We start from the raw sequence: 13,237 nt of genomic DNA, 5'->3' as shown, positions 1-13,237 counted from the left end.
TATCAAGTTTCAACTAGAAATTTCCATCGGCTACTTGAAAACAAGTCAAACCTAACTCTCTCCACATTTTGACTACTTTGTCTCGATCATCGAACACGCAAAGAATGTCATCTTTGTAGTTTGGGTAAAGGTCTAGTAACCAAAAACGTTTCAATATTTCATCTGCTGTGTATGTGTCCATTTCCCTCATCGTTAACTCATCGTACAAAATGCCATGTACGGAGAGCCAATTAACCGTTTTATCTCTAACTATGTCGCCTCTGGCAGAGAAAATATGCACTCTATATCCTTGTTTCTTGAGAGCATTTACACTTGCAATCACCGGCAGATGAGGTAAGTCTTTATCGCAAGCCTTAAAGTATGAGACCCAGTCCGGTTTCTGACCGTTCGACTTATCAATAAAGTGGCTTCTGTGCTGGTTCAAAGCTAAAGTACCATCTAAGTCCACAATTACAGTTTTCATTCAATACCCAGTAACGTCTCTATGTTTGATATATGACGCTTAGTTTCCATACGAATCAGCTTAATGTTCTCTGCTGTATGAACTTCTTCAATCGCTTCACATGGTTCATGCGCGTAAATATTTCTTAGATTATTTAGGCTATCCCCACGATCAGTCCCATTGTAAAAATCTGACAGAACATTGCCATGATGCTTGAGATCTTGCGATTTCTTTAACATTTCACGTAAGGACTCAGCTCGCGTATGGCAATCAGTGATTCTTGGATTATCTTTCAAGAAACCAATTACTTCCTCATAGCTCCAATCATCTATATTTTCTAAAGCATCCTCTAAGCTTCTTTGTTTTCTTCTCAAACGAGCCTTTATTTGGTTGCTAACTCTACCTCTTGAATCACCTAAGACATCATCTTTACATTGTTCGAAAGCCCTTAGAATGCAATGATCAACGTACCCAACTCGATCCATTAACATGCCCCTAACTGAATTTATTTGTTCATCATTTCTTAATTGTGACTTTACTATTTTTAAGAATTTGTCACTAATATTATCTCTGTGGCAGTAAAAAATACCATCGATGAACTCAACCCCATCAGAGTTCTTACTGTTAATAGCATTAGATAAATCTAAAGGGTCATCTCCGGTATAAAATAGAATAGGAGTGTGATAGTCATGAAGTGTTTTTCTTATATATTCAATAACGTCAGAACCATTTAAACCTGGCATATTAAAATCTATTAATATGAAATCTAATTCTTGAGAATCAAGTGCTCTAATAAAATCTTCATTTTCAACGAGGCTACTACCAGCATTAGCTTCGATAGAAATCAAGTCAAGTTCAATTTCTTTACTTTTAAAGAATGTAGATATTGTTCTTTTATCTCCTCTGACTAAACTTATTTGATCATCTATCCAGATTATATTATATTTAAGCTTCATTTAAACTCCAAAGCAACAACTGCACCTGATTCGTTGTTATTATTAATTGTCAATTCTGCACCTAAAGATTTAGCAATATTACGGCAGTGAGATAAGCCCAACCCAGAGCCACCAGTTGTTGTTGTTATGCCCTTTTTGAAATAAGCTTCTTTATCTAGCCTCTCGAAATCAAATCCTTTACCATCATCAATGAATTTTATCGAATTTTTATCGCAAAGCACTTTCAAATTTTTTGCTTCAGCTCTACGAGCATTCTCTAAAATATTTACAAACAAAACACATGCCTCAGCGGGTTTAAAGTTAATATTTCTTTCGTACTCTCCAGTGTTTTCGAAAGAGATTCTTACCCCCCATTTACCGCTTCGGGACACAACCTTGTCAATATAACTTTCAATAAAGAAAATAATGTCTTGCTTGACTGATGAAACTTTGATGTTGAAGTCAGCTTTAGTTGCCATGTTGGCAGTTTCTTTTATCGTAGCGATATCGAGGACAGCGTGCTCAATAACCTCAATCAATTCATCTTTAGAAACTAAGTCTGGAGATTCATAATATGCATTAAGTATAGATCTAGCATCCTTTTCTATACCTCCTGATATTTGTTGAATAACATGAGTAATCAATGCATCTAGTGTTTTTTCTGGATCAACTAACCTCTCAAGAAAAACACTTCTTTTTTCTTCATTTTTTAGTCTATCTGCTGTAATTATTTTTTCTTTTACTGCTACATCAGCTATTTTTTCTGCTTCAACTTTCTGTTCAATAGCAATATCTTTCTTAATCTTTAGCTCTTGTATTATTTTCTTTGTCTGTGTTTTTTTATGCTTAGTTAAGTCAGCGAAACTATCGTCACCCAGAGAATCTACGAACTCATCTAGGTATTCATTATATTTTTTATCATTAATAGCTTTGAGCTTAAGAATCAGCTCATCATTCAAATCATATTCAACAACATTAAAGTTGCTACTTACCATTTTCTCTATTGAGCTCTTTACTTTCTCTGTTGAAAGCTCTTTGGGTATATATCTATTTGGGTCTCTTTCTGCATCTTTTGCAGATACTGCATTCTTTTGATTTAGAGTATCTACTAGTCGATTCCACTCTAAACCCTCAACAACAAAAGCTTCTAACTGTCTTAATACAACTAATATATATCCATATTCTCTATGGTTATTTGATAGAGTTACTTTTTCTTCTTCATCAGAAGCAGCTAACTCATAATAAGCGTTATTATGAACTAACCCCTCACGGCTTGTAATCACACTAAATAAGTCTTTCTTATCCTTGATGGTAACTTTCCCGAAGATGTCTCGAGTACCTAAATTTCGAGATACACCTTGAGTTTTCCTTTGGTCTAGGTTTAGCCAATCATTCTTTTCATTACCATATGGAGATATTCTAAATCCATTATAAAATAGAAATATAGAACCATATCGATTAGGGTTAACCCCTACTCTTCGTGTAAAGTAGCTCTTTGATAAAGTATCTAAATAATGAGCCTCTATAGAAATACCAGATAACAGCTTAAATGGGTTTTCAGCCTTATATCTATATAGCTCTTCCCCTTGATAATACAATATCGTATTAATAAACTCTCCATTATCATCTATATTAGATTCGATATAAGACGTTTTGATCTTTAACTTATCTAAAATACCATTATCAACCTTGGAGTTAAGTTTCTTATTGAGACTTTCATCAGAGTCAAATAACATATTACTTTTTATATGTATTTCGAATCCATTATCTAATGCAGGTGAGAACTTTTCCAATTCTGATAATAGTTTTCTTAATTTTTTCTCATCCCACACAGTTCGGAGCTTAGATATTTTAAGAACAGTTCCTGACGGAAATCGGTCTTCACCAACTTCTTTCAAAAAGTCACTTTCTTCCATAAGCTTGATTGTTAAAGGGATTGTTGATATTTCATCATTACGTCCTTTATTTTCATATAGCGTCCAATCAATATACAACTGAATAAAATCGCCATTTCTAGCTCTAGTATAGAGAGTTAATTCCTTACCCAACCGATCACAACTGAACCTTCCAACACCTTTGTTACCGGCATATTCTTTATTTCTAATGTTTTTCTTCTCAGAATAAGCGATATTTAACCATTTATTCTGAATGTCTTCTTTAGTCATGCCAACACCAAAATCTTTAATTATGATGTTAGGGCTAAAAAGCTCGGAAAGTATATCGCCTTCTGGATCTATTTGAACATCAGTAAGCTCTATTATTGCCTTAATTGAATCTGCATCTTTAGAATTTTTAACCAACTCAATAATTGCAACATTATCATTATATATTAGCCCTCGACCTACAATATCCTTTACACCTGCATTGGCAACAAAGTTTACATCCAGAGTATTATCATTCATTATTTAATCTCTTTATAAGTAACCCTAAAGCTTCTCCTAACAGAGGAGGAACTGCATTCCCTACTTGCGTATAACGGGGACACTCTTGAGTCCTTCTTTCACCACCAGTCGTGTACTTACCTAAAATATCAAAATCATCAGGAAATGATTGGATTCTAGCCATCTCCCTTACGGTCAGTATTCTTGGTTCAGCATAGTGAAGTAGATCATCAGGTAGAGTAGTTAGCGTCTTAGAAGGCTCATTAGCATTAAGTACTGTTATAGCTTGCTTCTTCGTACCAATCTCCAGCCGCATAGCATCATTCAAACTAATACCCGGATTGCAAATCTGCTGAATTCTAGTGAATTTCTCTATAGTTGTATCTTTGTGGCGAGCCAGTCGAAGACTATTGGGTTTCTTTTTACCTGCATTCCTTCTTATAACTCGAAGGTACTTTGACATCTTCTCAGGCTGAGTGTAGTTAATTTCTTTAAAACCATTAACTTCATTCCCAGAGTGATAAGCAAGTCCATTTTCACTTACTAGAAGATCACCGATAGCATCACTAACCTTTACGTGACGTAGTGGGAGCTTTTTATCAGTTAAGAACTCTCTTTGTGTACTTGTTAATACTTCGAAAGGGTTTTTAAAATCACTCTTAACCAGCTCTTTTTTAATTCCAATCATGATGAATCGAGTTCTTTTCTGAGGAACACCAAAATCAGCACTACACAAAAAGTCAGTAAAAACTTTGTAGCCAAGCTTTTCTAATTTGGCTTTTACAATCATAGAATGCGGTTTTCTAGCCTTCTTACCTTCTGCTGGCTTAAAAGATGCGTTAAACCCTCGAACATTTTCTAGCAACAAATACTTAGGTGAGACTATCTCAACCATCTTGATGTATTCGTCAGACAACTTGTTACGAGGATCTTTTGCATTTCTTCTACCAGCCAAGGAAAAGCCCTGGCAGGGAGGTCCCCCTGCAATTAGATCAACTTGACCTTTCAGAGCCGATAGTTGTTCTAGGTGATTTTCAAGAAGATCTTGAATTGTAGTTTCTTGTTTTGGTAACCAAGTGGGCCAGTTAAAGTGAGCATGGGCTCCATCAATCAAATTGTGCCTAAAAGTAGAAAATGCCATTGAATCCTTTTCTACAGCAAATAGACCCTCCCAACCAGCATTACCAAGACCTAGCGAAAATCCGCCACACCCTGAGAAAAGGTCTATATAAGTGCCTTTTTTACGTTGATTCAATTTGTCCGACATTTACAAAAATACTCTTAAGATTTAATTGCATATAGATAGTATTATTTTAAAGTAATTCTGGCAAAAGACCAGGACTAAAAGGTTTGCAGTTTGTGAGTTAACATGAAAATAGTTAGCTAAACTCAACTGGTGACAGAATTGGTGACATGCGCTAGAAATAAAATATATACATTCATTAAAATCAATGACTTAAATTATTTTACTTCATTCAGATCCAGAATATTGAATAACAGTTTGTCAGTAACACGCTGTGAATAGCCATTAGCTGAATCAGTGTTGATTAGATCAAGATAAGCTCCTAGTTTTAGGGGCTTTTTTTATGGATACAATAATGCCAATCAGGATGAGTAAGTGAGCAGGTTGTTACGCAGGAGATTTGTTTGGAGCAAGAGATAAAGATAGACACAGCTATAGATAGAACAGAGAAGCGGATGTAGCAAAGGATTTTAGAATATTTTGAGGGGGGTATTACAGGTGGAACTAGAGGGGAAAGATTTAAGGGAGAAAGTGACGCAAGTTGCTAATGCAACCTGCGCCGACTTAAAATCTTATAGAGCTACAACGTTTGCAGCTTGAAGACCTTTTTGGCCTTGCTCTACTTCGAAAGACACTTGTTGGCCTTCTTTAAGAGTCTTGAAACCTTCAGAAGCGATTGCACGGAAGTGTACGAATACGTCAGCGCCGCCGTTGTCTTGAGTTAGGAAACCGAAACCTTTCTCTTCGTTAAACCATTTTACTACGCCGTTTGTTTTGTTAGACATGATGTGTCCCTTATATAAAAATAAAAAATTAATCGCCAAAAGTGCGATGCGCTGAAAGCTTGAATTATTTAATGTATCTATGAAGCCAAGGGAAACACTGAGAATAACAATGAAGCAATACTAAGGGTTTTACTTTACAACTGATGTTTCATTTAATAACTCTGAAAACAGAGCGAGGCCATTCTTGGTGATCTGGGTCGGGTTGTAAAGCTTTATTTGAAAATAATTGATGTTTTTTTGTTCGGTTGGCTTAAATTACAGCCCTACTACGCCATTAAGCTCATTTATAACGCTTTGATCTTAAGAAATTTACTCATAGTACGACTCTCTAAGCACTCCCCCTCAGGTAAGTCCGTATTTCTAGTATGCATAGAAAAGCTCAACCCCATCCCAGGTTTGAACCAGTAATTAAGACGACCTTATTTTCTGGTTGTTGAGCTTTATTTGTCATCATTATGTCTTTTTGATGATTAGCACTGATGATCGGGTAAGTCTTGGGTTTTATAGAGATCGGCAATGTCGTGATTCTTATCTCTATGTTTAGCTTCATCTTCCCTTATGCAGAAAAGCACATCCAAAAACGTAGCATTCTCGGGTAAGCGATAATATTTAATCGCAATTTCAGGCGCAGGATGATTGGGCAACGTGCCATCTTGAATTTTCGAGATATATTCGGAGTAACTATTACAAGCTTCCTCTTCAAAATACCCAACAATCCTATGTGCCGTTTTAGATGAGACTAAGTAAATCAATCCATAGATGAGTAGAAAGATGAACTGTAATAGCATCACTAAAATGCGCTCTATAATGGACGGGTTGGTAACGGTAAGGAAAATCATCAAATGCATCCGTTCATTATCCGCTTCGTCCAGTAGCTCTTTGATCCAACCACCATCGTCTTTCATGCGGCGCAGAGCTTTGAGGTGGTTGAACACTCCCGCCACCATGCCCGGCACCGCCGCTATGGTTTCTAACAGCATCGCTCGTTTGGCTAAGTGTTTTCCATAAAACAAGTTAAGTGTCTTTTTGAGAAGTCGAGTAACAAGAAGTGCAACCTTTTCGGAGAAGATTTCAGGTTTATAATGAGTGCTTTCAAAATGCATAGCGTGTTCCTTATATGAGTCTAATACTTATTAATCAACATTCATGCCAAGACACAAAGCCTTGTACATCAAGGTAAAAACAACAATTAGAGTCTTATTGACAACACAATCACCGTAATAAAAAAGACATCTTTATGTCCTTTAGACACGTCGAGGGCAATAAAAAACCCAGCAACATGGCTGGGCTCTTATTAGCTTATAACCTGATTAATTTACTCATCCGGCTGCTTGGTTCTTAGATCGACATATGGCCAATAATGATGCCCAACACGAATCAAGAGTGTTGCTGCGGCCAAGATAAATGCCGCTAAAGATAACCAAACGATCAATACCGCATCGAGTTCTTTCATGCCTAAAGTGATATAACGAGCAATTGCCATCATCGCGATGTAGATGGGGTATCGCACTGGGATCTTACCGTTCATCACAAACTGCTGAACCATCGCCAACACTTCTAAATAGATAAACATCAGCAGAATGTCGGTCAATTGCACTCGGCGTTCAGCGAAGACATGCATGAACTCTTCGACCATCGCAAACAAGGTCGCCAGTGTGATCGCCACCAGCAATACCGCTTCCATAATGTGGAATACTTTTAAAAACGGCTTACTAAAAGATTTAGGCAAGTTAGAAGGCATAGTCACTCTTCAAAAAATAATTAATCCAGTCTCTACAATAGCATGCATCAATATAAGTCGCGTACTGTCAAAGCATCGCCATCAATTCATCGGTAACCACCAGTAAGAAGCAAAGGTAAGAAACAACAGATAAAACAATGGCCCCACATTCACTGCAGAGCCATCTGTTTGTCTTTTACTTAGCGGCTTTTTAGTGGCTAATTAGCCTTAAAGCAGAATCAGGTAAGTTAAGAACACCACACACAGGCCGTAGATAAGTGGGTGCACTTCTTTGCGCTTACCCGCAACAACCATAGTAAATGCGTAGCTAATGAAACCCATCGCCATACCGTTTGCTGGAGAGAAGCTTAGAACGGTGAACATGATGGTGAAGAAAGCCGCAATGCGTGACTCTTTCTTTTCCCAGTTAATCTGACCAAGACGGCCAACCATGTAGATACCCACCACGACCATCGCCGGCGCAACCATTGCCGCTGAGAAGATAGAGAAGATTGGGTATAGAAATAGAGACACTAGGAATAAGCCAGCCACCATGACTGCTGCCAAGCCCGTTTTCGCCCCTTGAGAAGAAGCAATACCAGATTCCGAGAACGCGGTGATCGATGTGGTACCTAAAATAGAACCAATCACTGTTCCACCTGCATCAGCAACTAAAGCCGATTTCGCATTTGGTACCTTGCCATCTTTGTCGATGATACCCGCATCACGACCAACACCAACAATCGTGCTTAAGCCATCGAAGAAATCGACAATCAGGAAAATAAGGACGATGAACAATAGGTCGAACATTTTCTCAGGGGTGAAAGCTGAGAAATCAAAGATCGCACCGAAGCTGCCCGCCATACTTGGTGGCATAGAAACGAATTGATCTGGGATTGGTGCGTTTGATGTACCTAAGAACACATCAGCCAAAATCGTCAATGCAATCGCTGAAACAAACGAGATAAACGTTGCCAGCTTAATGTCACGAACCATACAGCCCAGAGCGATGAAGATACTCACATAAGCGATAACCACTTGTGGGTCTGAGATGTCACCTAAGCCAACCAGTACAAACGGGTTAGACACGATGATGCCTGCATTCTTAAGTCCTAAGAAAGCAATGAATAAGCCGAGAGATACGGTAATCGCCAACTTCAAATCTTCAGGAATCGATTCAATCATCGACTTACGAATATTGGTCAATGAGAAAGCGAGATAAAGGATACCCGATAGGAAGATGCCAAATAGCGCTTCATTCCAAAGTACAGCGACTGAACCACTTAACAGTAAGCCTTTGAAGAAGCCGTTCATGCTCATACCTGGCGCCAGCATCACTGGGTAGTTACCCCAAATGCCCATGATAAGCGTTGCGATAGCCGCAGAAAGAGCGGTTGCCGTAAATACAGCCCCTTTGTCCATTCCTGGGATGCCACCTAAAATCGCTGGGTTAACCGCCAAGATGTAGCTCATCGCTAAGAAGGTAATAAAACCTGCATATAGCTCAGTGCTGATCGCGGTCTTTCTCTCTGAGAGTTTGAACATGGTGTCAAGCGAACCAGATGCTTTCTGGGCTTTCAGGGTGGAGTCGGTATTCACAACAAAACCTATGTAATAAATTGAAAAATTTGAGATTCAAATGCTGTGAGAATAGAGGGGTCTCTACACTAAAAACTGTAGTCACCAAGGTAGGCTCGGTAGTAGAAACATCTAGTCCATATCACTAGATATATACAGCATTTAATCGTTTGCGCGGATTGTAAGGATTGAGATTAAAACTTCAACAAATTTTGTCCAGATCACATAAAAAAGTGAAGATGACGAGTCATTGCAGTTATACAAAGATCCTTGAAAAGATCATTCGCTGATAAATAACGATCAAGCCAGTTGTTCTCAATCATCTAAATATGCTACTCTTCGCCTCCATTTTTCTGACCTAATTTTCACCAGTTGTCTCTATTGGTTTCACTCGTTATCCCTTTATAGATGTAACCACCGAAACAATTAGTAGATGCACCACCGGAACAAAAATTAGGGTCAGTGCTATCTTTTATAGTGTCGGTTTATCGCCTTCACTCAATCCAACCAACAGTGGAAATATACAGATGGGCATAGGTACTCTTTACATCGTATCTGCACCTAGTGGCGCAGGTAAATCGAGCTTGATCTCAGCAATGCTGGAAACCAATCCAACCTACGCAATGAAGGTATCTGTTTCACACACCACTCGCGGTATGCGCCCTGGTGAAGAAAATGGTGTTCACTACCACTTTGTAGAGAAACATCACTTTGAAGATCTCATCAAGAAGAGTGAGTTCCTAGAGTATGCTGAAGTATTCGGCAACTACTACGGTACGTCACGTGTTTGGATTGAAGAAAACCTAAACCGCGGTATCGATGTATTCCTAGATATCGACTGGCAAGGTGCTCGTCAGATCCGTGAACAAATGCCTCAAGCGAAGAGTGTCTTCATTCTTCCACCATCAAATGGTGAGCTAGAGCGTCGTTTAAATGTTCGCGGTCAAGATAGCGACGAAGTTATTGCGAAACGCATGAGCGAAGCAAAATCTGAGATTTCTCACTATGCAGAATACGATTATGTGATCGTGAATGATGACTTTGATGCAGCCTTAATGGACTTCAGAGCAATCATTCGTGCGGAACGTTTGAAAGAAGATAAGCAAGCAGCTAAATACAGCGGCATGCTTACTGCTTTATTAGCGGAATAATCTAGAACTAGATTTTCCATTGAGATAAGTATACGGTGAACTAGAAAGTCTCTAGTTAAACTTGTATACTTTCTCGTCATATAAAATTTATTAGTTAATTACTATTTGGAGTCCTCATGGCACGCGTAACTGTTCAAGACGCTGTTGAAAAAGTTGGCAACCGTTTCGACCTAGTTCTTATTTCGGCTCGCCGCGCACGTCAAATGCAAACTGGCGGCAAAGATTCACTAGTGCCTGAAGAAAACGATAAGCCGACGGTTATCGCTCTTCGCGAAATCGAAGAAGGTCTTATCACTAAAGACGTACTAGATGCTCGTGAGCGTCAAGAGCAACAAGAACAAGAAGCGGCTGAACTTGCAGCAGTAAGCAGCATCGCTCACACTCGCTGATAGAATCAACGTCATTCGAACTAATTAACCTTCCGGGCCTTTAATTTGTATCTATTCGATAGCCTCAAAGACGTTGCCCAAGAATACCTAACAGAGCCTCAAATTGAGGCTCTGCGTCAATCTTATGTGGTAGCGAGAAATGCCCATGAAGGGCAAACCCGTTCAACGGGTGAACCATACATAATCCATCCTGTTGCTGTTTCAAGAATCCTGGCAGAAATGCGTCTGGATATCGAAACCCTGCAAGCCGCCCTACTCCACGATGTAATTGAAGATACTGAAGTTACAAAAGAGGAGCTAGAAGCTCAATTCGGCAATACCGTTGCTGAACTGGTTGATGGTGTATCTAAGCTGGATAAGCTTAAATTTCGTGATCGCAAAGAAGCGCAAGCAGAGAACTTCCGTAAGATGGTTCTCGCCATGGTGCAAGACATCCGCGTTATCTTGATCAAATTAGCTGACCGTACTCACAACATGCGTACGCTTGGGGCACTTCGTCCTGACAAAAAGCGTCGTATTGCTCGTGAAACTTTAGAGATCTATTCTCCGCTAGCTCACCGTCTTGGTATTCATAACATCAAGACCGAACTAGAAGAGTTGGGCTTCGAAGCCCTCTACCCTAACCGTTATCGCGTACTCAGAAATGTAGTGAAAGCTGCGCGTGGTAACCGTAAGGAAATGATCCAACGTATCCATAGCGAAATTGAAGGCCGTCTTGAAGAAGTCGGTTTGTCTGCTCGCGTCGTAGGTCGTGAAAAGAACTTGTTCTCCATCTATAACAAGATGAAAACCAAAGAGCAGCGCTTTCACACCATTATGGACATCTACGCTTTCCGCGTAGTGGTTGATACCCCAGACACTTGTTATCGCGCACTTGGCCAGGCTCACAGCTTGTACAAGCCACGTCCGGGCCGCATGAAAGATTACATTGCGGTACCAAAAGCCAACGGCTACCAATCTCTTCATACGTCAATGATCGGCCCTCACGGGGTACCTGTAGAGGTTCAGATCCGTACCGAAGATATGGAGCAAATGGCCGACAAAGGTGTCGCGGCGCACTGGTCTTACAAAGGCAGTGGCTCACGCAGTAGTAATGGGACAACCGCACAGGTTAAAGCACAGCGTTGGATGCAGAGCTTGCTTGAGCTTCAACAAAGCGCAGGTAACTCATTCGAATTTATTGAAAACGTTAAGTCTGATCTGTTCCCAGATGAGATCTTCGTGTTCACGCCGAAAGGTCGTATCGTCGAACTTCCTGCGGGTGCAACAGCGGTCGATTTTGCTTACGCGGTACATACCGACGTCGGCAATATGTGTGTAGGGGCTCGCGTCGACATGAACCCTTACCCACTCAGCAAGTCGCTGAAGAACGGTCAAACCATTGAGATCATCAGTGCTCCGGGCGCACGTCCGAATGCTGCATGGCTCAACTACGTGGTGACCTCACGTGCTCGTACTAAGATCCGTCAGGTTCTGAAGACAATGCGCCGTGAAGAGTCGATTACCCTAGGCCGTCGTCTACTGAATCATGCACTTGGTGAACACTCTATTGCCGATATCGGCCAAGAGAACCTCGAGCATGTATTGTCTGACTTACGCCTAGAAAGCGTTGAAGACTTGCTAGCATCGATTGGTCTTGGCGAGCTGATGAGTATCGTCATTGCTCGTCGCCTACTGGGTGATGCTGACGAACTGACTGAAGTGAAAAACAACAGCGATGCGCCTAGGAAGAAACTAGCTATCCGCGGAGCTGAAGGTCTACTACTGACTTTTGCAAATTGTTGTCACCCGATCCCAGGCGATCACATCATTGCTCATGTATCTCCAGGTCGTGGCCTTGTGGTTCACCGCGAAACGTGTCCAAACGTCCGTGGCTACCAAAAAGAACCAGACAAATACATGGCGGTGGAATGGTCTGACGATTACGATCAAGAGTTCACAGCTGAACTTCAGATCGACATCCAAAACCACCAAGGTGCACTGGCAGAGTTAACGAACGTTATCTCGAAAACGGGCTCAAACATTCACGGTATTTCAACCGAAGAACGTGATGGACGCCTGTACACAGTGACTATCTTGCTGACGACCAAAGATCGTGTTCATCTTGCAAGTATTATGAAAAAGCTACGTGTGATGCCACACGCGCTAAAAGTAAAACGTCGTAAGAACTAGATCTAACAGCAGATAAATAAAGCAGATGAGAGATACGAGTCTCGAGATGCGAAGAGCAAAAGCTTTTCACCACCTCAACTCTTCGTATTTCGAGTCTGCTTTAATTTTTTGTACCGCCCTGTTTTCTATATCCCCCCTTTAGTACCCCGTTTACTCGTATCCCGAATCTGCTTTTAACCTTTTCGTACCTCGTTCACCCGTATCCCGAATCTGCTCTTACCTCTTCGAATCTCGTTTACCCGCATCCCGTATCTGCTCTTATTCCCTTCGCATCTAGCTTACTCGCATCCCGAATCTACTCTTATCTCTTCGTATCTCGTTTACCCGTACCCCGCATCTGCTCTTATTACCTTCGCATCTCGTTCACTCTCATCCCTCATCTGCTTCTAAGCTTTACCCTGTACAAAAATCCAGTAAAATGCTTGAATAGATTATCTCTCT

The 13,237-nt window shown here is 40.4% G+C and carries 11 protein-coding genes and 1 riboswitch; of the genes, 3 read left to right on the top strand and 8 right to left on the bottom strand.

All coding sequences use genetic code 11. The features are described 5' to 3' along the window. Nucleotides 1-13: 13 nt before the first annotated feature. The 8 genes from AC3CIA_RS00705 to AC3CIA_RS00670 form a co-directional block, all read right to left on the bottom strand. Nucleotides 14-463: a phosphatase domain-containing protein gene (locus AC3CIA_RS00705; protein WP_327785017.1), complete on the bottom strand. Its 450-nt coding sequence runs from the start codon at nt 461-463 to the stop codon at nt 14-16. Beyond that, entirely contained in the window at nt 460-1,398 is a 939-nt protein-coding gene (locus AC3CIA_RS00700; protein WP_327785016.1) for a response regulator, read from the bottom strand. The genes AC3CIA_RS00705 and AC3CIA_RS00700 overlap by 4 nt, the downstream gene beginning before the upstream one ends. After that, a complete protein-coding gene (locus AC3CIA_RS00695; protein ID WP_327785015.1) occupies nt 1,395-3,779 on the bottom strand; it encodes an ATP-binding protein in 2,385 nt (794 codons plus the stop codon). The genes AC3CIA_RS00700 and AC3CIA_RS00695 overlap by 4 nt, the downstream gene beginning before the upstream one ends. Beyond that, nucleotides 3,772-5,025 carry a DNA cytosine methyltransferase gene (locus AC3CIA_RS00690; protein WP_327785014.1) on the bottom strand — a complete coding sequence of 418 codons (1,254 nt, stop codon included), beginning with the start codon at nt 5,023-5,025 and terminating at the stop codon, nt 3,772-3,774. The genes AC3CIA_RS00695 and AC3CIA_RS00690 overlap by 8 nt, the downstream gene beginning before the upstream one ends. 548 nt (nt 5,026-5,573) lie before the next feature. Next, nucleotides 5,574-5,786, bottom strand: coding sequence for a transcription antiterminator/RNA stability regulator CspE (gene cspE, locus AC3CIA_RS00685; protein ID WP_004735656.1), 213 nt, complete (start codon nt 5,784-5,786; stop codon nt 5,574-5,576). Nucleotides 5,787-6,256: 470 nt separating this feature from the next. After that, nucleotides 6,257-6,889 (bottom strand): alternative oxidase, encoded by a 633-nt coding sequence (locus AC3CIA_RS00680; protein WP_114634193.1) that lies wholly within the window; start codon nt 6,887-6,889, stop codon nt 6,257-6,259. Nucleotides 6,890-7,101: 212 nt separating this feature from the next. Further along, nucleotides 7,102-7,527, bottom strand: coding sequence for a phosphate-starvation-inducible protein PsiE (locus tag AC3CIA_RS00675; protein ID WP_017079068.1), 426 nt, complete (start codon nt 7,525-7,527; stop codon nt 7,102-7,104). 207 nt (nt 7,528-7,734) lie between these two features. Beyond that, the gene (locus AC3CIA_RS00670) at nt 7,735-9,105 is read right to left on the bottom strand and encodes an NCS2 family permease (protein ID WP_488518342.1); all 1,371 of its coding nucleotides are present in this window, start codon (nt 9,103-9,105) and stop codon (nt 7,735-7,737) included. A 58-nt stretch (nt 9,106-9,163) separates the two neighbouring features. Beyond that, a riboswitch (purine riboswitch) is annotated at nt 9,164-9,263 on the bottom strand. Between the two features lie 348 nt (nt 9,264-9,611). On the opposite strand from AC3CIA_RS00670, the gene gmk reads away from it, so the two are divergent. The 3 genes from gmk to spoT all read left to right on the top strand — a co-directional run bounded on the left by gmk (nt 9,612) and on the right by spoT (nt 12,796). Further along, nucleotides 9,612-10,235, top strand: a complete 624-nt coding sequence (gene gmk / locus AC3CIA_RS00665; protein WP_017109197.1) for a guanylate kinase — start codon at nt 9,612-9,614, stop codon at nt 10,233-10,235. A 116-nt stretch (nt 10,236-10,351) separates the two neighbouring features. Then, complete coding sequence (gene rpoZ, locus AC3CIA_RS00660; RefSeq protein ID WP_004735648.1) at nt 10,352-10,624, top strand: DNA-directed RNA polymerase subunit omega; 273 nt, start codon at nt 10,352-10,354, stop codon at nt 10,622-10,624. Nucleotides 10,625-10,669: 45 nt separating this feature from the next. Further along, on the top strand, nt 10,670-12,796 hold the full coding sequence (gene spoT / locus AC3CIA_RS00655) for a bifunctional GTP diphosphokinase/guanosine-3',5'-bis pyrophosphate 3'-pyrophosphohydrolase (protein ID WP_004735646.1): 2,127 nt from the start codon (nt 10,670-10,672) through the stop codon (nt 12,794-12,796). Nucleotides 12,797-13,237 lie beyond the last annotated feature (441 nt).

This window comes from Vibrio sp. QJM3NY_27 (assembly GCF_057785955.1).
This window is presented reverse-complemented; position numbering and strand designations above follow the sequence as displayed.

Excerpts from the sequence above, each read along its gene's own strand:
- AC3CIA_RS00680 (WP_114634193.1), bottom strand. The coding sequence starts at position 6,889 with ATGCATTTTGAAAGCACTCATTATAAACCTGAAATCTTCTCCGAAAAG.
- AC3CIA_RS00675 (WP_017079068.1), bottom strand. The coding sequence starts at position 7,527 with ATGCCTTCTAACTTGCCTAAATCTTTTAGTAAGCCGTTTTTAAAAGTA.
- cspE (WP_004735656.1), bottom strand. The coding sequence starts at position 5,786 with ATGTCTAACAAAACAAACGGCGTAGTAAAATGGTTTAACGAAGAGAAA.
- gmk (WP_017109197.1), top strand. The coding sequence starts at position 9,612 with ATGGGCATAGGTACTCTTTACATCGTATCTGCACCTAGTGGCGCAGGT.
- AC3CIA_RS00690 (WP_327785014.1), bottom strand. The coding sequence starts at position 5,025 with ATGTCGGACAAATTGAATCAACGTAAAAAAGGCACTTATATAGACCTT.
- rpoZ (WP_004735648.1), top strand. The coding sequence starts at position 10,352 with ATGGCACGCGTAACTGTTCAAGACGCTGTTGAAAAAGTTGGCAACCGT.
- AC3CIA_RS00705 (WP_327785017.1), bottom strand. The coding sequence starts at position 463 with ATGAAAACTGTAATTGTGGACTTAGATGGTACTTTAGCTTTGAACCAG.
- AC3CIA_RS00700 (WP_327785016.1), bottom strand. The coding sequence starts at position 1,398 with ATGAAGCTTAAATATAATATAATCTGGATAGATGATCAAATAAGTTTA.
- AC3CIA_RS00695 (WP_327785015.1), bottom strand. The coding sequence starts at position 3,779 with ATGAATGATAATACTCTGGATGTAAACTTTGTTGCCAATGCAGGTGTA.